The sequence below is a fragment of the Burkholderia perseverans genome (genome assembly GCF_022870505.1).
Classification (GTDB): domain Bacteria; phylum Pseudomonadota; class Gammaproteobacteria; order Burkholderiales; family Burkholderiaceae; genus Burkholderia; species Burkholderia plantarii.
On the sequence record NZ_CP045094.1, the window covers coordinates 3,452,759 to 3,473,791 of the forward strand.

At 67.2% G+C, this 21,033-nt stretch carries 19 protein-coding genes; 6 read left to right on the forward strand and 13 right to left on the reverse strand.

The genetic code is table 11. The annotated features are described in order from the left end of the window. Positions 1–53: 53 nt before the first annotated feature. From BpN12_RS29945 to BpN12_RS29975, 7 genes are all read right to left on the reverse strand, one after another. Positions 54–770, reverse strand: coding sequence for an ABC transporter ATP-binding protein (locus tag BpN12_RS29945; RefSeq protein WP_246795762.1), 717 nt, complete (start codon positions 768–770; stop codon positions 54–56). Further along, complete coding sequence (locus tag BpN12_RS29950) at positions 770–1,543, reverse strand: ABC transporter ATP-binding protein (RefSeq protein ID WP_042625789.1); 774 nt, start codon at positions 1,541–1,543, stop codon at positions 770–772. The genes BpN12_RS29945 and BpN12_RS29950 overlap by 1 nt, the downstream gene beginning before the upstream one ends. 24 nt (positions 1,544–1,567) lie before the next feature. Beyond that, the gene (locus BpN12_RS29955; protein ID WP_246795763.1) at positions 1,568–2,740 is read right to left on the reverse strand and encodes an ABC transporter permease subunit; all 1,173 of its coding nucleotides are present in this window, start codon (positions 2,738–2,740) and stop codon (positions 1,568–1,570) included. Between the two features lie 10 nt (positions 2,741–2,750). Then, positions 2,751–3,701 carry a branched-chain amino acid ABC transporter permease gene (locus tag BpN12_RS29960; protein ID WP_042625791.1) on the reverse strand — a complete coding sequence of 317 codons (951 nt, stop codon included), beginning with the start codon at positions 3,699–3,701 and terminating at the stop codon, positions 2,751–2,753. Positions 3,702–3,912: 211 nt separating this feature from the next. After that, positions 3,913–4,653, reverse strand: a complete 741-nt coding sequence (locus BpN12_RS29965; protein ID WP_246795764.1) for a hypothetical protein — start codon at positions 4,651–4,653, stop codon at positions 3,913–3,915. Positions 4,654–4,980: 327 nt separating this feature from the next. After that, complete coding sequence (gene ispH / locus BpN12_RS29970) at positions 4,981–5,961, reverse strand: 4-hydroxy-3-methylbut-2-enyl diphosphate reductase (protein WP_246795765.1); 981 nt, start codon at positions 5,959–5,961, stop codon at positions 4,981–4,983. Positions 5,962–5,963: 2 nt separating this feature from the next. Further along, a complete protein-coding gene (locus BpN12_RS29975; RefSeq protein ID WP_246795766.1) occupies positions 5,964–6,419 on the reverse strand; it encodes an FKBP-type peptidyl-prolyl cis-trans isomerase in 456 nt (151 codons plus the stop codon). Positions 6,420–6,546: 127 nt separating this feature from the next. Here BpN12_RS29975 and radC point away from each other — a divergent pair, with 127 nt between their 5' ends. From radC to nadB, 4 genes are all read left to right on the forward strand, one after another. Next, positions 6,547–7,335 (forward strand): RadC family protein, encoded by a 789-nt coding sequence (gene radC, locus BpN12_RS29980; protein ID WP_246798041.1) that lies wholly within the window; start codon positions 6,547–6,549, stop codon positions 7,333–7,335. Between the two features lie 347 nt (positions 7,336–7,682). Further along, positions 7,683–7,916, forward strand: coding sequence for a 50S ribosomal protein L28 (gene rpmB / locus BpN12_RS29985; protein WP_004186391.1), 234 nt, complete (start codon positions 7,683–7,685; stop codon positions 7,914–7,916). 17 nt (positions 7,917–7,933) lie between these two features. Next, positions 7,934–8,101, forward strand: a complete 168-nt coding sequence (gene rpmG / locus BpN12_RS29990) for a 50S ribosomal protein L33 (protein WP_007586229.1) — start codon at positions 7,934–7,936, stop codon at positions 8,099–8,101. A 199-nt stretch (positions 8,102–8,300) separates the two neighbouring features. Then, positions 8,301–9,881, forward strand: a complete 1,581-nt coding sequence (nadB, locus tag BpN12_RS29995; RefSeq protein WP_246795767.1) for an L-aspartate oxidase — start codon at positions 8,301–8,303, stop codon at positions 9,879–9,881. A 108-nt stretch (positions 9,882–9,989) separates the two neighbouring features. Here nadB and nadC read toward each other — a convergent pair whose 3' ends face one another. The 6 genes from nadC to purN all read right to left on the reverse strand — a co-directional run bounded on the left by nadC (position 9,990) and on the right by purN (position 16,986). Further along, positions 9,990–10,868, reverse strand: coding sequence for a carboxylating nicotinate-nucleotide diphosphorylase (gene nadC / locus BpN12_RS30000; RefSeq protein ID WP_246795768.1), 879 nt, complete (start codon positions 10,866–10,868; stop codon positions 9,990–9,992). Then, positions 10,865–11,992, reverse strand: a complete 1,128-nt coding sequence (gene nadA, locus BpN12_RS30005; protein WP_246795769.1) for a quinolinate synthase NadA — start codon at positions 11,990–11,992, stop codon at positions 10,865–10,867. The genes nadC and nadA overlap by 4 nt, the downstream gene beginning before the upstream one ends. Before the next feature lie 110 nt (positions 11,993–12,102). Then, positions 12,103–13,299 carry a DesA family fatty acid desaturase gene (locus BpN12_RS30010; RefSeq protein WP_198251343.1) on the reverse strand — a complete coding sequence of 399 codons (1,197 nt, stop codon included), beginning with the start codon at positions 13,297–13,299 and terminating at the stop codon, positions 12,103–12,105. Between the two features lie 218 nt (positions 13,300–13,517). Next, complete coding sequence (locus tag BpN12_RS30015; protein ID WP_246798042.1) at positions 13,518–14,909, reverse strand: mechanosensitive ion channel family protein; 1,392 nt, start codon at positions 14,907–14,909, stop codon at positions 13,518–13,520. 14 nt (positions 14,910–14,923) lie between these two features. After that, the gene (locus tag BpN12_RS30020; RefSeq protein WP_246795770.1) at positions 14,924–16,330 is read right to left on the reverse strand and encodes an RsmB/NOP family class I SAM-dependent RNA methyltransferase; all 1,407 of its coding nucleotides are present in this window, start codon (positions 16,328–16,330) and stop codon (positions 14,924–14,926) included. Further along, positions 16,327–16,986 (reverse strand): phosphoribosylglycinamide formyltransferase, encoded by a 660-nt coding sequence (gene purN, locus BpN12_RS30025; RefSeq protein WP_246795771.1) that lies wholly within the window; start codon positions 16,984–16,986, stop codon positions 16,327–16,329. The genes BpN12_RS30020 and purN overlap by 4 nt, the downstream gene beginning before the upstream one ends. A 123-nt stretch (positions 16,987–17,109) precedes the next feature. On the opposite strand from purN, the gene BpN12_RS30030 reads away from it, so the two are divergent. Further along, positions 17,110–18,090, forward strand: coding sequence for a bifunctional riboflavin kinase/FAD synthetase (locus BpN12_RS30030; RefSeq protein WP_042625802.1), 981 nt, complete (start codon positions 17,110–17,112; stop codon positions 18,088–18,090). Positions 18,091–18,195: 105 nt separating this feature from the next. Continuing rightward, the gene (gene ileS / locus BpN12_RS30035; RefSeq protein WP_246795772.1) at positions 18,196–21,033 is read left to right on the forward strand and encodes an isoleucine--tRNA ligase; all 2,838 of its coding nucleotides are present in this window, start codon (positions 18,196–18,198) and stop codon (positions 21,031–21,033) included.

Consider the following 21,033-nt stretch of genomic DNA (forward strand, 5'->3'; position numbering starts at 1 on the left):
GGCAGCCGCGCGACCGGCCTTCCGGCCGGCCGCTCAGGCGGCGTCCCGACGAATCACTCGCCCAGATACGCCGCGCGCACCTTCGGATCGTCGAGCATGTCCTTCGCGTTGCCTTCCATCGTGACCGTGCCCGAATCCATCACGTAGCCGCGGTCGGCGGCCTGCAGCGCGAGCCGCGCGTTCTGCTCGACGAGCAGCACGGTCAGCCCTTCCTTCGAGATCTCGCGCACCACTTCGAAGATCTTCTCGACCATGATCGGCGAGAGGCCCATCGACGGCTCGTCGAGCAACAGCAGCTTCGGCTTGCTGATGATCGCGCGCGCCATCGCGAGCATCTGCTGCTCGCCGCCCGACAGCGTGCCGGCGAACTGCGTGGCCCGCTCCCGCAGGCGCGGGAAGAAGCCGAACATGCGCTCGATGTCGGACTTGATGCCGTCCTTGTCGCTGCGCAGGTAGGCGCCCATCTGCATGTTCTCGAGGATCGACATGCGCGCGAAAATCCCGCGGCCTTCCGGCACCATCGCGAGGCCGCGCTTGAGCAGCTCGTGCGCCGGCACGCCCTTGATCGACTTGCCTTCGTAGGTGATGTCGCCGCCCGAGAACGGCTTGAGGCCCGTGATCGCCTTCATCGTGGTGGTCTTGCCCGCGCCGTTCGCGCCGATCAGCGTGACCAGCTCGCCCTGGCGAACTTCCATGTCGACACCCTTCACCGCCTGGATGCCGCCGTAGTTCACCTGCAGGCCCGAAATCTTCAACATTGCCGCTGCCATCAGTGCACCCCTGCGCCGAGATATGCCTCAATCACCTTCGGATCCTTCTGCACGTCCTGCGGCAGACCCTCGGCGATCACCTTGCCGTAATCGAGCACCGTCATCCGGTTGCACAATCCCATCACCAGCTTCACGTCGTGCTCGATCAGCAGGATCGTCTTGCCGTCCGCGCGGATCTTGTCGAGCAGGCGCGTGAGCTCGACCTTCTCGGTCGCGTTCATGCCGGCCGCCGGCTCGTCGAGCGCGAGCAGCTTCGGATCGGTCGCGAGCGCGCGCGCGATCTCGAGACGGCGCTGGTGGCCATACGAGAGGTTGCGCGAGGTGTAGTCGGCGTATTGCAGCACGCCGACGTAATCGAGCAGCTCGATCGCGCGCTCCTTGATCTCGCGCTCTTCCTGGCGCTCGGACGGCGTCTGGAACACCGCGCCGATCAGGCCGTGACGCGTGCGCACGTGGCGGCCCACCATCACGTTCTCGAGCGCCGTCATGCCGCCGAACAGGCGGATGTTCTGGAACGTGCGCGCGATGCCCGCCTTCGCCACTTCATGCACGGCGGTCGGCGTGTAGTCGGTGCCGTCCAGCTTGAATTCGCCGGAGTCGGGCGTGTAGAGGCCCGTGATCACGTTGAAGAAGGTGGTCTTGCCCGCGCCGTTCGGGCCGATCAGCCCGTAGATCTCGCCCTCGCGGATCTGCAGCCCGACGTCCGACAGCGCCTGCAGGCCGCCGAAGCGCTTGTTCACGCCCTTCACGGACAGTCGAATGTTCTCGCTCATTGCTTGTTTCTCCGTATCCGTCCGTTAGGCGCGAACCGCCGTCTTCTTGCCGTTGCGCTTCGAGATCCTGGCGATCTTGTCCTCGTGCTTCGGTGCCGGCCACAGGCCTTCCGAGCGGTACAGCATGATCAGCACCATCGCGAGGCCGTACAGCGCCTGGCGGATCACTTCCGTGTCGACGATCTCATGGCCGAACAGCGCGTGCTGCAGCGGGCCCATGGTCGAGCGCAGCACTTCCGGGAACACGGCCAGCAGCACCGCGCCGAGGATCACGCCGGGGATGTGGCCCATGCCGCCCAGCACCACGCAGGCCAGCACCACGATCGATTCCCAGAACGTGAACGATTCCGGCGACACGAAGCCCTGGAACGCGCCGAACATCGAGCCCGACAGGCCGCCGAACGAGGCGCCCATCGCGAACGCGAGCAGCTTGACGTTGCGGGTGTTGATGCCCATCGCCTTGGCGGCGATCTCGTCCTCGCGGATCGCGGCCCAGGCGCGGCCGATGCGCGAGTGCTGCAGGCGCGTACAGATCCAGATCACCAGCAGCGAGCAGATCACGAACACGTAGTAGTACAGGTAGACCGAGGTAATCGTGAAACCGAACAGCGTATGCGATTGCGACAGGTTGAAGCCGCCGAAGTGCAGCGGCGCGACGCCCGTGATCCCCTGCGGCCCGTTGGTGATGTTGACCGGACGGTCCAGGTTGTTCATGAAGATCCGGACGATTTCACCGAAGCCGAGCGTGACGATCGCCAGGTAGTCGCCGCGCAGGCGCAGCGTCGGCGCGCCCAGCAGCACGCCCGCGAGCGCGGCCAGCGCCATCGCGACCGGCACCACCACCCAGTAAGGCGTGTGCAGGCCGTTCGGGAACATCGCCGCGATCCAGGCGAACTGCGTGGTCAGGTGCGGCGAGGTCAGCAGCGCGGCGACGTAGGCGCCCACCGCGTAGAACGCGATGTAGCCCAGGTCGAGCAGGCCGGCGAAGCCGACCACCACGTTCAGGCCCAGCGCCAGCATCACGTACAGCATCGCGAAGTCGAGCACGCGCACCCAGTAGTTGCCACCGGCCGCGCCGATCAGGAACGGCGCGGCGGCCACCAGCAGCGCGACCACTACGCCGATGGCGAGCGTCTTCGCGGTATTGCGCTCTTCGATGAGCGTCGTCGAGGTTTCGATCGGTTGAATGGAAGTCATGTTGGTCTCCTTATGCGCGATCGGCCACACGTTCGCCCAGCAGGCCGGACGGACGGAACACGAGCACGATGATCAGCACGACGAACGCGAACACGTCCTGGTAGTTCGAGCCGAACACGCCGCCCGTCAGATTGCCGATGTAGCCGGCCCCGAGCTGCTCGATGAGGCCGAGCAGCACGCCGCCCACCATCGCGCCGCCGAGGTTGCCGATCCCGCCCAGCACCGCGGCCGTGAACGCCTTCATGCCCGGGATGAAGCCCATGTAGAAGTGGACGTTGCCGTATTCGGACGCGATCATCACGCCGGCCAGCGCGGCCAGCGCCGAGCCGATCATGAAGGTCGCCGAGATCACGAAGTTCGGATTCACGCCCATCAGGCTGGCATTGTTCGGGTTCTCCGAGATCGCGCGCATCGCGCGGCCGAGCTTGGTCTTGTGGACCAGCAGCAGCAGGCCGGCCATCACGATGAACGCCACCGCGATGATCACGATTTCAGTGGGCGAGATCACCGCGCCCGGCGTCGCGTCGGTCGGCTGGATCACGTTGAGCGGATTCGTCGACAGCAGCTGCGGGAACGGCAGCGGGTTGCGCGACCAGATCATCATCGCGGCGGTCTGCAGCAGGATCGACACGCCGATCGCGGTGATCAGCGGGGCCAGACGCGGCGCGCGGCGCAGCGGCCGGTAGGCGACGCGTTCGATCGTGAAGCCCACCACCGCGCACACCGCCGCGGCGATCACGAGACCGATCGTCAGCGTCGCGATGTTGCCGAGCCCCGGGAAATGGTTCTGCAACACGGTGATGGCCGACAACGCCACCATCGCGCCGATCATCAGCACGTCGCCATGCGCGAAGTTGATGATGCCGAGAATGCCGTACACCATCGTGTAGCCCAACGCGATGATGGCGTAGACACTGCCGAGCACCAGTCCGTTGATGACCTGCTGGACGAAAATATCCATTAAAAGCTCCTTGATCCGTGCGACCGGAGAACCACTGCCCCGCGCCGATGAGCGGCGGATACGCGATCCCGGTTGCACTGCGGGTACGAATAAATACCGATAAGGGTGATGACGTCCCGGCCACGCCGCGCAGCCTGTGAAAGCGTGCACGCGGCCGGGACGGATACAAAAACGGCACCGCACGATCCCGGTGCCGTCACGAGTCCCGTCGCTACATCTTCACGACATCGAGGACGATAATCCTGGCCTCCTTGAAGTCGTTAGGCATCCGAACGTTGGAGCCAGCCGCATCCCGCATGCCCGCATTCGCGCGCGCGCCGGCCGTCGCGTGGCCTGCACGCGAGCGACCCGGGACGGTCCTGAGAAAGGTGGCGCGAATCGCGCCGCGCCGGCACGGGCGACGCGAAGTCCGGCCCGGCCGCGCGGCGTGCCGCGCCGGTCCGGCGACGGACCGCTCGTCGTCGCCGGCAATGCCTGCCCCGATAACGGGCACATCCATGCACACCGCCGGTGCGTCGCGGACGATCGTCCGACTCGTGAAAGACGTAATCTGCACAATACTCAAATCCAAACCGCCAAAAATGCCGAGTGCGCAGGCCGGCGCCATCCGGGCCGTCGCGTCGCGCGCGCCCGCCCCATCGGCCTGCTCCAACATTTGAGCAATTTGCGTGCCTGTTTCGGCACACACCAGCCATTCGCGGGCCGTCATCCGGCTTTGCGCGCCCTTCGGGTCACGCAAACGCATTGCTTCGATCCCCAAACAGACCTCGTTATCGTTCTGCTTCCCGTTTTGCTTCCCGTCCGTCGCGTCCTGGCCGCGACCCGTTTTCGATCCGGCCCCGGCCCCGCCGGATACCATTTCGATCACCGCCGCCAGATTTCGCGTCACGGCGTCGCGCCCCATTGCAACCCGGGTTACCACCGAGCGGGCGACGGCCAACTGACGCGGCATTAAATCGGTCTCCTGCGCATTGCAAATCCTTGTCTGCAACGCATTCCAGCCTCAAAACGCGCGCATTGTAACTCCAATTTCTGGATGACCAATATTCCTGATTCGACAGGGTTTTCCTGCATTGCAACCAAATTTTTGAACAATTGCCCGAAAATCAGCGCAACCAGGTTGCACCAGACCCGAAGCAAGCAGTTGCAAAACGAAAAAAAGAAGGGAAATGGAGGGTAAAACAAAAGCGCGCCGAGGCGCGCTTTGGTAGGGGGACGATGCCGGTCGCCGGGATTGATCCGACGAATCGGGGAATATCCCGGGGGAGGGAATTCCCGCTCAGCCGGCCGGCGGCAGGTTGAGGCCGCGCGGCAGCGGGAACGAGACGTTCTCCTCGATGCCTTCGAGCGCACGCACGTTGCGCACGCCGAGTTCGCGCAGGCGCGCGATCACCGCCTGGGCCAGCACCTCGGGCGCCGAGGCGCCGGCGGTCACGCCGATCCGGCGCTTGCCGGCCACCCAGGCAGGATCGATCTGGTCCGGCGAATCGACCATATAGGCATCGACGCCGCGCTTTTCCGCGACTTCACGCAGGCGGCTCGAATTCGAACTGTTCGGGCTGCCGACCACGATCACCACGTCGCACTGCGGCGCCATGAACTTCACGGCGTCCTGGCGGTTCTGCGTCGCGTAGCAGATGTCCTGCTTCTTCGGCTCGCGGATCGCCGGAAACTTGCGCTTGAGCGCGGCGATGATCTCGGCCGCGTCGTCGACCGACAGCGTGGTCTGCGTGACGAGCGCGACGCTCTCGGGATCGGGCAGCTCCAGCGCGAGGACGTCCTCCACGCTCTCGACCAGGTGCATGCCGCGCTCGACCTGGCCCATCGTGCCCTCGACCTCGGGGTGCCCCTTGTGGCCGATCATGACGATGTCTACGCCGTCCTGGCGCATCTTCGCGACTTCGACGTGGACCTTCGTGACGAGCGGGCAGGTCGCGTCGTAGATACGCAGGCCGCGCACCGCAGCCTCGTCGCGCACCGCCTTCGACACGCCGTGCGCGCTGAAGATCACCGTGTTGCCCGACGGCACTTCCTCGAGTTCCTCGACGAAGATCGCGCCCTTCGTCTTCAGATCCTCGACCACGTACTTGTTGTGGACGATCTCGTGACGCACGTAGATCGGCGAGCCGTGCATCGCGATCGCGCGCTCGACGATCTCGATCGCGCGGTCGACGCCGGCGCAGAAGCCGCGCGGCTGGGCGAGCAGAATTTCGGCATCGGCCGCGACGGTGGGGCCGGATAGCGTATCGGTGGAGCTCATGGTTACAGGATCCCGATGATTTTCACTTCGAACGTAATGGCCTGCCCCGCCAGCGGGTGGTTGAAGTCGAACAGCGCCGAGGTCTCGCCGACCTCCTTCAGCACGCCCGCGTAGCGGCCGCCGTCCGGCGCGTTGAATTCGATCAGGTCGCCGGGCGTGAAATCGTCGCCGACCATGCCGTTCTCGCGCAGCGTCTTCAGGCTGACGCGCTGGATCATCTCCGGATTGCGGGGACCGAACGCCTCGCCAGCCGCTAGCTGGAAGGTCGAATGGTGCCCGGTCTTCAGCCCGAGCAGAATGGTCTCGAGTGCCGGGGCGAGTTGCCCGGCACCGAGCAGCAGGGTAGCCGGCTTGTCCATGAAAGTGTTGACGATGTCGGCACCATCGGCGAGCGCGAGCCGGTAATGAAGCGTGACGTGGGAACCGGGCTTCACTTCTGAGATATCGATGAGGCTCATGAGTTACTCGTTCAGTCCGCCGCCGGGCGGCACAACGCAAAACCGCTATTGTAAGTCACCTGAGCGCGCGGGGCGGAATGTCGGGCCACGGCCGCCGCCGTGCGTTCCTCACCCGGAGAATCATCGCATGCGTTCGGACAGCAATCGCACGGCCGGCGGCGCCGCGCCCGAGGTCGCCCCCGCCGGCCCCGACGCCGCCCCGGCACTTCGCCCTTCCCCGGCGCCGGTCGTCCGCAAACGCCGGCGCCGGCGCAAAAACGAACACGAGGACCGGCCACGGGAACGGCTGCTCGACCGCGGCCCCGCCGCGCTGGCCGATCACGAGCTGCTCGCGTTGCTGCTTGGCAACGGCATCGCCGGGCTCAGCACGGCCGCCATCGCCGAAGCGGTGCTGCGGCACTTCGGGTCGCTGCGCGCGCTGCTCGACGCGGCTCCGGACGCCATCAGCGAGCTGCCCGGCGTCGGCCCGGCGCGCACCGCGGTCATGATCGCCACCACCGAACTGGTGCGTCGGGCGCTCGTCGAACGCGCCAGCGAGCGCCCGCTCGTCGATTCGCCGGGGGCCGTGGAGGATTACCTGCGGCTCACGATCGGCACCCGGGCGCGCGAGGTGTTCGTCTGTCTCTATCTGGACGCGCAGCACCGGCTCGTGCGCGACGAGGAAGCCACCCACGGCACGCTGACGCGGATGGCCGTCTATCCACGCGAAATCGTGCGGCGCGCGCTGGAACTGAAGGCGGCCGCGCTGATCGTGGCGCATAATCACCCGTCCGGCGCGGTGCGCCCGAGCGCCGAGGACCGGCGGCTCACGCGCGTGCTGCACGACGCGCTCGCGCTCGTCGACGTGCGGCTGATCGATCACATCGTGGTGGGCGCGAGCGAGACCTTCTCGTTCGCCCAGGCGGGCCTGATGTGACCGGCGCGAAACGCGCGCGGCGGCACCGGCGCCTGCCTTCGCGGCCACGCCGGCAGGCGCGCCAGGCTGGCCGCTCCGATATGGCCCCATGGCCTCGAGAAGAGCGGCGAACCCGGCGGCAGAGCCGCCCACGAACCGGATCGGGAAATTGGGTTGATTTTCCTGAATTTTTTCTGTTAGAATCGCCGTCTGACTTTTTTCCAACCAGTTCTGAAGCCAAGAAGGGACGAAGGGTCCGGCCATCACCAATGGCTTGGTCTTTCCAAGACGGCAGCGGGTCCGCAGTCGTTGAGCGAAGAAACTTCACCGGCCATTGAACCCGAATTCAGCGTATTAGGAGTGCTCTCATGGCACGCGTATGCCAAGTAACTGGGAAAGCGCCGATGAGCGGCAACAACGTTTCCCACGCCAACAACAAGACGAAGCGTCGCTTCCTGCCGAATCTGCAAAATCGCCGGTTCTGGGTGGAAAGCGAAAACCGCTGGGTGCGTCTGCGCGTCTCGAACGCCGGCCTGCGCCTTATCGACAAGAACGGCATCGATTCCGTGCTCGCTGACCTGCGCGCACGCGGCGAAGCTTAAGTCCAAGGAGCACGAACATGGCAAAGGGCGCACGCGACAAGATCAAGCTCGAGTCGACCGCTGGTACAGGTCACTTCTACACGACCACGAAGAACAAGCGCAACATGCCGGAAAAGATGGAGATCATGAAGTTCGATCCCGTCGTCCGCAAGCACGTGGCGTACAAGGAAACGAAGATCAAGTAATCTTCCGTCTCCAGCCTGATGACACGAAAAGCCCCGCTCGCGCGGGGCTTTTTGTTTTGCCGGCGCGCAGGTTGTTCGCGATGCCGGTTTTTGTCTTCTCCGTGACACATGGCCGTTACGAACGCGGTATGCTCTGCCCTTCCGCACGGCCCCGCGCCGGCGGAAACATCGGATCAAAGCGCGGAAACGGAGAGGCAAGATGAATTTCGATGTGGCGATCGTCGGCAGCGGTCTGGCCGGTCTGTCGGTCGCGCTGAACCTGGCGCAAACGCGCAAGGTCGCGCTGATCGCGAAGCGGTCGATGATGGAAGGCGCGAGCGACTATGCGCAGGGCGGCATCGCAGCGGTGCTCGATTCGGCCGACAGCGTCGAGAACCACGTCAGCGACACCTTGATCGCGGGCGGCGGTCTCTGCGACGAGACCACCACGCGCTTCATCGTCGAGCACGGCCGCGCCGCGATCGAGTGGCTGATCTCGCAGGGCGTGCCGTTCACGCGCGACGCGGCCGCCGAACTCGGTTTCCATCTGACGCGCGAGGGCGGCCACAGCCATCGCCGCATCATCCACGCGGCCGACGCGACCGGCCACGCCGTGCTCGCGACGCTGAGCGAGCGCGCGCGCCGCCATCCGAACATCACGTTCTTCGAGAACCATCACGCGATCGACCTGATCACCTCGGACCGCATCGGCCTGACCGGCGGGCGCTGCGTCGGACTCTACGCGCTCGACGTGCGCACCGGCCTGACCGTGACGATCGAGGCGCCGCACACGGTGCTCGCCACCGGCGGCGCCGGCAAGGTCTACCTGTACACGACGAACCCCGACACGGCGACCGGCGACGGCATCGCGATGGCCTCGCGCGCGGGCTGTCGGATCGCGAACATGGAGTTCATCCAGTTCCATCCGACCTGCCTCTATCACCCGTATGCGAAGTCGTTCCTGATCTCGGAGGCAGTGCGCGGCGAAGGCGGCCTGCTGAAGCTGCCCGACGGCACGCGCTTCATGCCGGCCCACGATCCGCGCGCCGAACTCGCGCCGCGCGACATCGTTGCGCGCGCAATCGACTTCGAGATCAAGAAGCGCGGCATCGACTGCGTCTATCTCGACATCAGCCACCAGCCCGAGGCGTTCCTGCGCGAACACTTCCCGACCATCCACGCGCGCTGCCTCGAATTCGGCATCGACATCGCGAAGGAGCCGATCCCGGTCGTGCCGGCCGCGCACTACACCTGCGGCGGCGTGGTCACCGATCTGGCGGGCCGCACCGACCTGGCCGGCCTCTACGCGGTCGGCGAGACGTCGTACACGGGCCTGCACGGCGCGAACCGGCTCGCCAGCAACTCGCTGCTCGAATGCCTCGTGATCGGCCGCGCCACCGCCGAGGCGATCGAGGCCGCCGGCTACGAATCCGCCTCGCACGGCGCGCTGCCGGCCTGGGACGATAGCCGCGTATCCGATCCGGACGAGGAAGTGGTGGTCGCGCACAACTGGGACGAGCTGCGCCGGCTGATGTGGAACTACGTCGGGATCGTGCGCACCGACAAGCGCCTCGCGCGCGCCCGACATCGCATCGCGCTGCTGCGCGACGAGATCCACGAGTATTACGCGAACTTCCGCGTCAGCCCCGACCTGCTCGAACTGCGCAACCTCGTCGACGTCGCCTCGCTGATCGTCGACAGCGCGCGCTCGCGGCGGGAGAGCCGCGGCCTGCACTACAGCCGCGACTGGCCGGACACGCTGCCGAAAGCGCTGCCGACCGTGCTGTCGCCGGGTCGCTGAGCGCGGCGCCCGGGCCGCCAGGCAGGATCAGGAAACCGGCTCGGAAAACAACGAAGCCGCGCGCGGACCATTCCGCGCGCGGCTTCATTTTTTGTCCCGCCCGATCGATCAGTCGACGATGCGCATCGAGAAATCGGTCGCGCGCACGTCCTTCGTCAGCGCGCCGATCGAGATCCGGTCGACGCCCGTCGCCGCGATCTCGACGACGGTATCGGCATTGACGCCGCCCGACACCTCGAGCACGGCCTGGCCGCCCGCGATCCGCACCGCCTCGCGCATCATCTCGAACGTGAAGTTGTCGAGCAGCACCGATTTCGCGCCATGCGCGAGCGCGGTATCGAGCTGCGCGAGCGTCTCCACCTCGACCTGCACCGGCACGCCGGCCTGCAGCGCGAACGCCGCGTCGAGCGCCGCACCGACGCCACCCGCCGCCGCGATGTGGTTCTCCTTGATCAGGATGCCGTCGTACAGCGCGAGCCGCTGGTTCGCGCCGCCGCCCACGCGCACCGCGTATTTCTGCGCGAGGCGCAGCCCCGGCAGCGTCTTGCGCGTGTCGAGGATGCGTGCGCGATGGCCGTCGATCAGATCGACGTAGCGGCGCGTCGCGCTCGCTACGCCCGAGAGCAGCTGCAGGAAATTCAGGCCGTTGCGCTCGGCCGTCAGCAGCGAACGGGCCGGGCCGCGCAGCTCGCAGACGGTGGCGTCGGGCTCCATCATCTCGCCCTCGCGATAGCGCCAGTCGACCTCGATCGACGGATCGATCGCGCGCATCACCGCCTCGAACCACGGCACGCCGCACAGCACCGCGCGCTCGCGCACGATGATGCGCGCGCGCCGCGCGAGGCCGTCGGGTACCAGCCGGCCGGTCTGGTCGCCGCTGCCGACGTCCTCGGCAATCGCATCGCCGACGTTGCGTGAGATCGCGGCCTCGAACGCCGCGCCGTATTCGGCGACGATCTCGCCGTAGATCGTGGAGACCGCCGTCATGCCGCCCCCACGTTCGAGAACAGTTTCGCATCGCGCTGCAGGTCGCCGCTGGCCTGCACGCGCTGCTTGTGCTCGGCGGCGAACGCGAGCATGCGGTCGATCGGCACGCGTGCGCGCAGGCCGAGCGCCGGATCGACGTGAATCTCGTTGTGGCCGCGTTCGAGCACGTCGGCCAGGTTCGCGAGGCCGTTCATCGCCATCCACGGGCAATGCGCGCAGCTCTTGCAGGTCGCGCTGTTGCCGGCCGTGGGCGCCTCGATGAAGGTCTTGCCCGGCGCCGCGAGGCGCATCTTGTGCAGGATGCCGAGATCGGTCGCGACGATGAAGCGCTGCGCGTCGAGCCTGACCGCGGCATCGATCAGCTGCGTGGTCGAGCCGACCACGTCGGCGAGCGCGACCACGCCCTCGGGCGACTCCGGATGCACGAGCACCTTCGCATCGGGATACTCGGCGCGCAGCAGGTCGAGTTCGATGCCCTTGAATTCGTCGTGGACGAGGCACGAGCCCTGCCACATCAGCATGTCCGCGCCGGTCTTCTTCTGGATGTAGCTGCCGAGATGGCGGTCCGGCGCCCAGATCAGCTTCTCGCCGCGCGCATGCAGGTCGGCGACGATCTCGAGGCCGATCGACGAGGTGACCATCCAGTCGGCGCGTGCCTTCACGGCCGCGCTCGTGTTCGCATAGACCACCACCTTGCGGTCCGGATGCGCGTCGCAGAACGCCGAGAACTCGTCGGCCGGGCAGCCGAGATCGAGCGAGCAGGTGGCGTCGAGATCGGGCATCAGGATTCGCTTGCCCGGGCTCAGGATCTTGGCCGTCTCGCCCATGAAACGCACGCCGGCCACGATCAGCGTCTGCGCGTCGTGATCGCGGCCGAACCGCGCCATCTCGAGCGAGTCCGCCACGCAGCCGCCCGTCTCGTCGGCCAGTTCCTGCAGCTCCGCATCGACGTAGTAATGCGCGACGAGCACGGCCTTCTCGCGCACCAGCAGCGCCTTGATTCGCGCCTTCAGCGCGTCGCGTTCCACCGCCGACGGGCTGTCGGGCACCTTCGCCCATGCCTGCCCGATGCCGCATGTAGCGCCCGGCCGGTCGTACTCGACGGGTTTGATCGCCGCTTGCATCTTCCTTCTCCTCTGCCCTGCCGATCGGCCGCCCCGAAACCGGCGGCACAAAAGAAAAAACCCCGCCAGCGCGGGGTTTGTGACGTTCCGAAATTCTAATCGATTTCCGGTTATGCGTAGCGTCGCAGGCGCGTCGCGAATTCCTGCAGAGCCTTGATGCCGCTCTGTTCCGCGCGATGACACCAGTCCTGCAACTGCACGAGCAACTGTTCGCGCGAAGCGTTCGAACGGTCCCACATCGCGGCCAGTTCCTGGCGCAGCTGGAAGTAGGTCTGCAGCTTCTGGCTGTTCGCGAAGATTTCCGGCAGCAGGCGCTTCTGCGGTTCGTTCAGGCCGTCCTCTTCCTTGTGGAACCACTTGCGGGCGCCACGCATCAGCTGGTACTTCTCACGCGCGCCGAGTTCCTTCAGATGCACGAGCTCCTGGCGGTAGGCGCGCTTGAGCGCCTTGCCGTAGCGCGCCATCACTTCATAGCGGTTCGACAGCACGGCCTGCAGCGTTTCCTGGTCGAGCACGGCCTTGCGTGCGACCAGGCGCGGCGTCGGCGCGACCTTCTTCACCTTGGCCAGCTTGAACGCCGACAGGATGCGGATGTACATCCAGCCGATGTCGAACTCGTACCACTTGTTCGAGAACTTCGCCGAGGTCGCGAACGTGTGATGGTTGTTGTGCATTTCCTCGCCACCGATCACGATGCCCCAGGGAATCAGGTTCGTGCTCGCGTCGGCCGAGTTGAAGTTGCGGTAGCCCCAGTAGTGCGCGAGGCCGTTGACGACGCCGGCCGCCCAGAACGGGATCCAGATCATCTGCACGGCCCAGACCGACAGGCCGACGATGCCGAACAGCGCCACGTCGATCACCATCATCAGGCTCACGCCGAGGATCGTGTACTTCGAATACACGTTGCGCTCGATCCAGTCGTTCGGCGTGCCATGGCTGAACTTGCGCATCGTTTCTTCGTTCTTCGCCTCGGCGCGATAGAGCTCGGCGCCTTCGAGCAGCACCTTCCAGATGCCGCGCGTCTGCGGGCTGTGCGGATCTTCCTCGGTCTCGCACTTGGCGTGATGCTTGCGGTGGATCGCGGCCCACTGGCCCGTCAACATGCCCGTCGACATCCAGAGCCAGAGCCGGAAGAAGTGGCTGACGGCCGGATGCAGATCGAGCGCGCGGTGCGCCTGGCAGCGATGCAGGTAAATGGTGACGGCAACGATCGTGATGTGAGTGGCAACGAGCGTAAACAGCACGATCTGCCACCACGAGAAGTGCAGCAGCCCGTGGGCCAGGAAGTCGAGCACAGAATTCAGCAAGGCAAATTACCCGTGGTTCAGAGACGGCGCCGGTACGCGGCCGCCGACGTCATAAAAATGAAAGCCTACCGCGTGTAGACACAATTTTACTGTATCCGTTCCTGGCAACTGTCAAAAATGAATGATTGTTGCTATGGCGCAAGGGGATTGCAGTCTAATATCGGACATCCAAGAATTTGGAGTCCAGATACGATCTAAATCGACCGAAAAGGGACGAATCAGAGCGGCGCCGGGTCGATCGATCGTGCCGGTGCAGCGGCGACAAATCCGGTCGATTCGTCCGGACGGCCTGCGTCGACAACTTCAGCGACATGACCCGCGCCGACCACGCGCACCTCGCGCTGCGGCAGCGCGATCGCCACGCGGTGCTCGGCGAACAGCCGCCACAGCTTGCGGTTCACGGCCGAGCGCACGCCCGAGGTGCCGAGCGCGGCGTCGGCGATCCAGAAGCCGAGTTCGAGCTCGATGCCGTCCGTGCCGAAGCCGGCCAGATAGGCGGCCGGAGCCGGCTCGTCAAGCACGCGTTCGACGCCGCGCGCCGCCTCGACCAGCAACGCGAGCGCGGCCTCGACGTCGGCCGTGTAGGCGACGCGCACGGCCGCCTTCGCGTAGCCGCGCGTCTGGAACGACGACTGGTTCTGCACCACGTCGGTGATCAGCTTCTCGTTCGGAATCAGCGTCTCGTAGCCGTCCAGGCCGCGCACCACCGTGTAGCGCGTGCGGATCTGCGTGACCACCCCTTGCAGGCCGCCCACGTTGATCGCGTCGCCGAGCCTGAGCGACCGGTCGAGCAGGATGATGAAGCCGGACACGTAGTTGCTCGCGATCTTCTGCAGGCCGAAGCCGAGCCCGACGCCGAGCGCGCCGCCGAACACGCCGAGCACCGTCACGTCGATGCCCACCAGCGACAGCCCGATCAGCACCGCGGCCACCACCAGCAGCGCGCGGCCGACCCGCGACAGCACCACCTTCAGGTTCGCGTCGAGCGTCGTGGCGCGGGCGAGGCGATCCTCGAGCAGCGAGCCGAGCCACATCGCGACCACCAGCGTCACGCCGATCCAGAGGCAGCCCGACAGCAACGACAGCAGGCTCAGGTGCGCGCTGCCGACATGGAATCGCACGCCGTCGAGCCAGTCGACCACGTCGCGCTGGATGCCGAGCACGGTCAGCACCATCGCGACCCAGACCACCACCGAGACGAGTTTCTCGACGATCGACAGCCACGCGTGCGTGTCGCGATCGCGGCCGTTGCGCACGAACGCGCGGCGCGCGATCGAGAACAGCAGGTAGATCAGCGCGATGCCGAACAGCGGCACCAGCGCGAGCTGCAGGATCGCGGTCGAGAAGACGCGCTCGCCCACGGCCTGCGCGACCAGCACGAACAGGCCGCCCACCAGCGGAAACAGCGCGCGGTTCAGGCTTTCGGAGCCGGTGCCGGCGACCTGCCCGGCACGCCGGCGCCGCGCGTCGATGCGCCCGCGCAGCCAGCGCGCGGCGAACCAGGCCAGCAGCAGCGTCCCGACCAGCACCGCGAGCTGCCAGATGGTTCCCGGCTGCCCGAAGTCGCGGATCACGCCGGCGAGCCGTTGCGACAGCGGCAGGCCCTGCATCACGCGCGAGTCCGTCAGGCCTGATCCGGCGCCGGTTCGGCAGGCTGCTCCGCCACCGGCTCGGCCGGCTGCCCGGCGGCCTGCTCCGTCGGCTTTTCAACTGGCGTCTCGGCGGGCTTTTCAGCCGCCTTCCCGGCTTTATCCACCGCCCTGCCGGCCGGCTTCGCGCGGCGTTCGAGCACGGCGGCGAAGAAGCCGTCGGTAGCGTGACGATGCGGCCACAGCGACAGGTACTCGCCGGTGTCGAGCCCGATGCGCTGCTCGGCGAGCACCTGGTTGGCCGGCACCAGCACGAAATCGGGATGCGCGGCGAGGAACTGCGTGACGATCGCCTCGTTCTCGGCTTCCAGCACGCTGCAGGTCGCGTAGACGAGCCGCCCGCCCGCCTTCACGAGGCGCGCGGCGCTGGCCAGGATCGAGGCCTGCTTCGGCGTGAGTTCGTCGATCGAATCACGCGTCTGGCGCCACTTCAGGTCGGGATTGCGGCGCAGCGTGCCAAGCCCGCTGCACGGTGCATCGACCAGCACGCGGTCGATCTTGCCGGCGAGCCGCTTGATCTTCGCGTCGTGTTCGCTGTCGATCAGCACCGGGTTCACGTTCGACAGCCCGCTGCGCGCGAGGCGCGGCTTGAGCTTGGCCAGCCGCTTCTCGGAGATGTCGAACGCATAGAGCCGGCCGGTGGAGCGCATCGCCGCGCCGAGCGCGAGCGTCTTGCCACCCGCGCCGGCGCAGAAGTCGACGATCATTTCGCCGCGGCGCGGCGCGACCAGCGAACAGAGCAGCTGGCTGCCCTCGTCCTGCACCTCGACCATGCCGTCCTGGAAGATCGGCAGCCGCGTCAGCGCCGGCTTGCCGACCACGCGCACGCCGTTCGGCGCGAACGGCGTCTCCCCGCCCTCGATGCCGGAGATGCGCAGCGCGTCCAGCACCTGCTCGCGGGTCGCCTTCTGCACGTTCACGCGCAGGTCCAGCGGCGCCGGATAGTTGACGGCGGCCGCGAACTGCGCGAGCGTCTCGGCATCGAAGCGCTGGGCCAGCGCCTGATGGATCCAGTCGGGCAGGTTGGTGCGCACGCGCAGCGGCAGGCTGGCCGGATCGATCTTCGCGACGTGATCGAGCCACGCCCATTCGGCCTCGGACACATGCTGCTTGAGCGCCGAGCGGCCCGCCGTCTGCATCAGCCCGAGCAGCGTCAGGCGCCGCGCCGGGCTGCCCGAGCCGCTTTCGGCCAGATGCGAGAACTCCATCTTCCGGCGCAGCACCGCGAACACGGCCTCGGCGATCACGCCGCGCTCGGCATGGCCGAGCTTCGGATGCGCGCGGAAGAACCGGCTGGTGGTGGCATCGGCGGGGCCGGTAAATTTCAGGACGTCGGCGAGCAACGTCTCGGTCTGGCCAATCAGAAAACCATGCAGCTTCATACACCCTCACCCTGTTCGTTGTTGTCATCGGCGACGAGCCATCGGCACGCGCCGGGCGCCACCACCGCGCGGCCGCCGTCGAGCCGCAGTCGGCCCTCGGCGAACCAGCGCACGGCGCGCGGATAAAGCTGGTGCTCGGCCGCGAGCACGCGCGCGGCCAGCGTTTCGGCCGTGTCGCCGCCGCGCACCGGCACCGCCGCCTGCGCGACGATAGCGCCGCTGTCCAGCTCGGGAATCACGAAATGCACGGTCGCGCCGTGCAGCGCCACGCCGGCGGCCAGCGCCGCCTCGTGGGTACGCATGCCCTTGAAGCTCGGCAGCAGCGACGGATGGACGTTCAGCATCCGGCCCTCGTAACGCGTGACGAAGGCCGGCGTGAGGATCCGCATGAAGCCGGCGAGCACGACGAGGTCCGGGTCGAAGCGGTCGATCTCGGCCGCCAGCGCGGCGTCGAACGCTTCACGGCCGTCGTACTCGCCGTGATCGACCGCGACGGCGGGAATCCCGCGCGCGGCCGCAAACGACAAACCGGCCGCGTCGGGCCGGTTTGCGATCACGGCAGCCACCCGGGCCGGCCAGCGTTCGCGCTCGCACGCGTCGACGATGGCCTCCATGTTGCTGCCGCGACCTGAAATCAGGATGACAAGTTTTTTCATCCGCGGATTTTACCATTCGGGATAGCGGTTTCCCGCCGCCCGAGCCGCCCCGCCGTCCGAACGTTTATAATCTTGTGCTTTGCGGCATCCGCCCGCCCCACTCGCCCGCTGCCACCCGCTATCGTGAAAGTCTTTCGCGGCCTGCCCAACGCCGAGAGCCGCGCCCCGTGCGCGCTGACGATCGGCAACTTCGACGGTGTCCATCGCGGCCATCAGGCCCTGCTCGCGCGCGTGCGCGCGGCGGCGGACGCGCGCGGGCTGCCGGTCTGCGTGATGACGTTCGAGCCGCATCCGCGCGAATTCTTCAATCCGGCCGGCGCGCCGCCGCGCATCGCGATGCTGCGCGACAAGCTGGAAGCGCTGCGCGAGAACGGCGTCGATCGCGTGGTGGTCGAGCATTTCAACCACACGTTCGCGAACCAGTCGCCCGAAGCGTTCGTCGAGCAGACGCTCGTGAACGGCCTGCATGCGCGCTGGATGATGGTGGGCGACGATTTCTGCTACGGCGCGAAGCGCGCCGGTAATTTCGCCTCGCTGCGCGAGGCGGGCCAGCGCTACGGCTTCGACGTCGAGCAGATGGCCACGCTCGCGGCGCCGAACGGCGCGCGCATCTCGAGCTCGGGCGTGCGCGCCTCGCTCGCGGCCGGCGACCTCGACGCGGCCAAGGCCGCGCTCGGCCACGGCTACGCGATCAGCGGCCACGTCGCCCACGGGCTCAAGCTCGGCCGCGATCTCGGCTTCCCGACCCTGAACCTGCCGATCGCGCACAAGCGGCCGGCGCTGTCGGGCATCTTCGTGGTCCTCGTGCATGGCCTGGCCGACCACCCGCTGCCGGCCGTGGCGAGCCTCGGCGTGCGCCCGACCGTGGTGGACGCGGGCCGCGTGCTGCTGGAAGTCCACGTGCTCGACTGGCACGGCGACGCCTACGGCAGGATCGTGCGCGTCGAGTTCCTGAAGAAGCTGCGCGACGAGGCCAAGTTCATCGACCTGGAAACGCTGACGCGCGCGATCGCGCAGGACGTCGTCGACACGCGCGCCTATTTCGCCGCGCACGGCGGCCGCGCGACCGGCTTCGCGACCTCGGCCACCGACCGAATTAGCTGACCTGATCCGCCCCGGGCGCCGCATGCGCCCGCCGCGCCGGCCCGGCGCACGCCCCCCGATTTCACGACGCGCGAGCGTCACCGAAAAGAGATAGCGACCCCCGACATGAGCAACAAGAAAGCCGACTCGAAACCGCAGGCCAAGTATCCGGTCAACCTGCTCGACACGCCGTTCCCGATGCGCGGCGACCTGCCCAGGCGCGAACCCCAGTGGGTGCAGGACTGGGAGGATCGCGGCATCTACCAGAAGATCCGCGCGGCCAGCGCCGGCCGGCCGAAGTTCATCCTGCACGACGGCCCGCCCTATGCGAACGGCGACATCCACCTCGGCCACGCGGTCAACAAGATCCTGAAGGACATCGTCGTCAAGTCGCGCAACATGGCCGGCTTCGACGCGCCCTACGTGCCGGGCTGGGACTGCCACGGCATGCCGATCGAGATCCAGATCGAGAAGCAGTTCGGCAAGTCGCTGCCGGCCGCCGAGGTGCAGCAGAAGGCGCGCGCCTACGCGACCGAGCAGATCGAGAAGCAGAAGCTCGGCTTCAAGCGGCTCGGCGTGCTCGGCGACTGGCAGAACCCGTACAAGACGATGAACTTCGTCAACGAGGCGGAAGAGCTGCGCGCGCTCGGCAAGATCATCGAGAAGGGCTTCGTCTACCGCGGCCTGAAGCCCGTGAACTGGTGCTTCGACTGCGGCTCGGCGCTGGCCGAGGCCGAGGTCGAGTACAAGGACCGCACCGACCCGACCATCGACGTGCTGTTCGCGTTCGCCGAGCCGGAAAAGACCGCGCAGGCGTTCGGGCTGGCGGCGCTGCCGCGCCAGGACGGCGGCATCGTGATCTGGACCACCACGCCGTGGACCATCCCGGCGAACCAGGCGCTCAACGCGCACCCGGAAATCGTCTACGCGCTGGTCGACACGCCGCGCGGCCTGCTGATCCTCGCCGAAGAACGCGTCGCCGCCTGCCTCGAGGCGTTCAAGCTGACCGGCCACACGATCGCCACCACGCCGGGCGCGAAGCTCTCGGGCCTGCGCTTCCATCACCCGCTCGCGAGCGCCCACCCCGGCTACCAGCGCACCGCGCCGGTCTACCTCGGCGACTACGTGACGACCGACACCGGTACCGGCATCGTCCACTCGTCGCCGGCCTACGGCGTGGAAGACTTCGTCTCCTGCAAGGCGCACGGCATGACCGACGCCGACATCATCAACCCGGTGATGGGCGACGGCCGCTACATCGAATCGCTGCCGCTGTTCGGCGGCCTGGCGATCTGGGATGCCAACCCGAAGGTGGTCGAGGCGCTCCAGGCGGCCGGCACGCTGCTGCGCAGCGAGAAGTACACGCACAGCTACATGCACTGCTGGCGCCACAAGACGCCGATCATCTACCGCGCCACCTCGCAGTGGTTCGCCGGCATGGACACGCCGCCGAACGACGGCGGGCGCACGCTGCGCGAAGTCGCGCTCGAAGGCGTCGAGGCCACCGCGTTCTATCCGTCGTGGGGCAAGCAGCGCCTCTACAGCATGATCGCGAACCGCCCGGACTGGACCCTGTCGCGCCAGCGCCAGTGGGGCGTGCCGATGGCGTTCTTCGTCCACAAGGAAACCGGCGAGCTGCATCCGCGCACGCTCGAACTGCTCGAAGCCGTGGCGCAGCGCGTCGAGGCGGGCGGCATCGAGGCGTGGCAGACGCTCGACGCACGCGAGCTGCTCGGCGACGAGGCGAACCTCTACGAGAAGAACCGCGACACGCTCGACGTCTGGTTCGATTCGGGCACGACGCACTGGCACGTGCTGCGCGGCTCGCACAAGGACGCGCTGCAGTTCCCGGCCGACCTCTACCTGGAAGGCTCGGACCAGCACCGCGGCTGGTTCCACTCGTCGCTGCTGACGGCCTCGATGATCGACGGCCGCGCGCCGTACAAGGGCCTGCTCACGCACGGCTTCACGGTGGACGGCGAAGGCCGCAAGATGAGCAAGTCGCTCGGCAACGGCATCGATCCGCACGAAGTGTCGAACCGGCTCGGCGCCGAGATCGTGCGGCTCTGGATCGCCTCGACCGATTACTCGGGCGAGCTGGCGATCTCCGAGGAAATCCTCAAGCGCGTGACGGAAGGCTATCGCCGGATCCGCAACACGCTGCGCTTCCTGCTCGCGAACCTGTCCGACTTCGACTATGCGAAGGACGCGCTGCCGGCCGCCGAATGGCTCGAGATCGACCGCTACGCGATCGCGTTCTCGGCACAGCTGCAGGCCGAGCTGCTCGCGCACTATGAAAAGTACGAGTTCCACCCGATCGTCGCGAAGCTGCAGACGTACTGCTCGGAGGATCTCGGCGGCTTCTACCTCGACGTGCTGAAGGACCGCCTCTACACCAGCGCGCCGGCCTCGGTCGCGCGCCGCTCGGCGCAGACCGCGCTCCATCACGTCACGCAGGGGCTGCTGCGCGTGCTCGCGCCGTTCCTCTCGTTCACGGCCGAAGAAGCGTGGAAGGTGTTCCAGCCGGCCAGCGAGACGATTTTCACGGAAACCTACTACGCTTATCCGGAGATCGACGGCGCGGCCGCGCTGATCGACAAGTGGACGCTGCTGCGCGCCGTGCGCGCCGACGTGACGAAGGCGCTCGAGGAAGCCCGCACCGCGAACCGGATCGGCTCGTCGCTGCAGGCCGAGGTCGAGATCCGCGCGAGCGGCGCGCGCCACGCGGCGCTCGCGAGCCTCGGCGACGATCTCAAGTTCGTGCTGATCACCTCGGCGGCCACGGTGGTGGGCGTCGAGGCGCCGGCCGACGAAGCGGTCGTGGTGGCGGCCTCGACCTACGCGAAGTGCGAGCGCTGCTGGCACTATCGCGCCGACGTCGGCGCGCATGCGGACCACCCGACGCTGTGCGGCCGCTGCTTCTCCAACCTCTTTGAAAACGGCGAAACCCGGAGCGCTGCATAA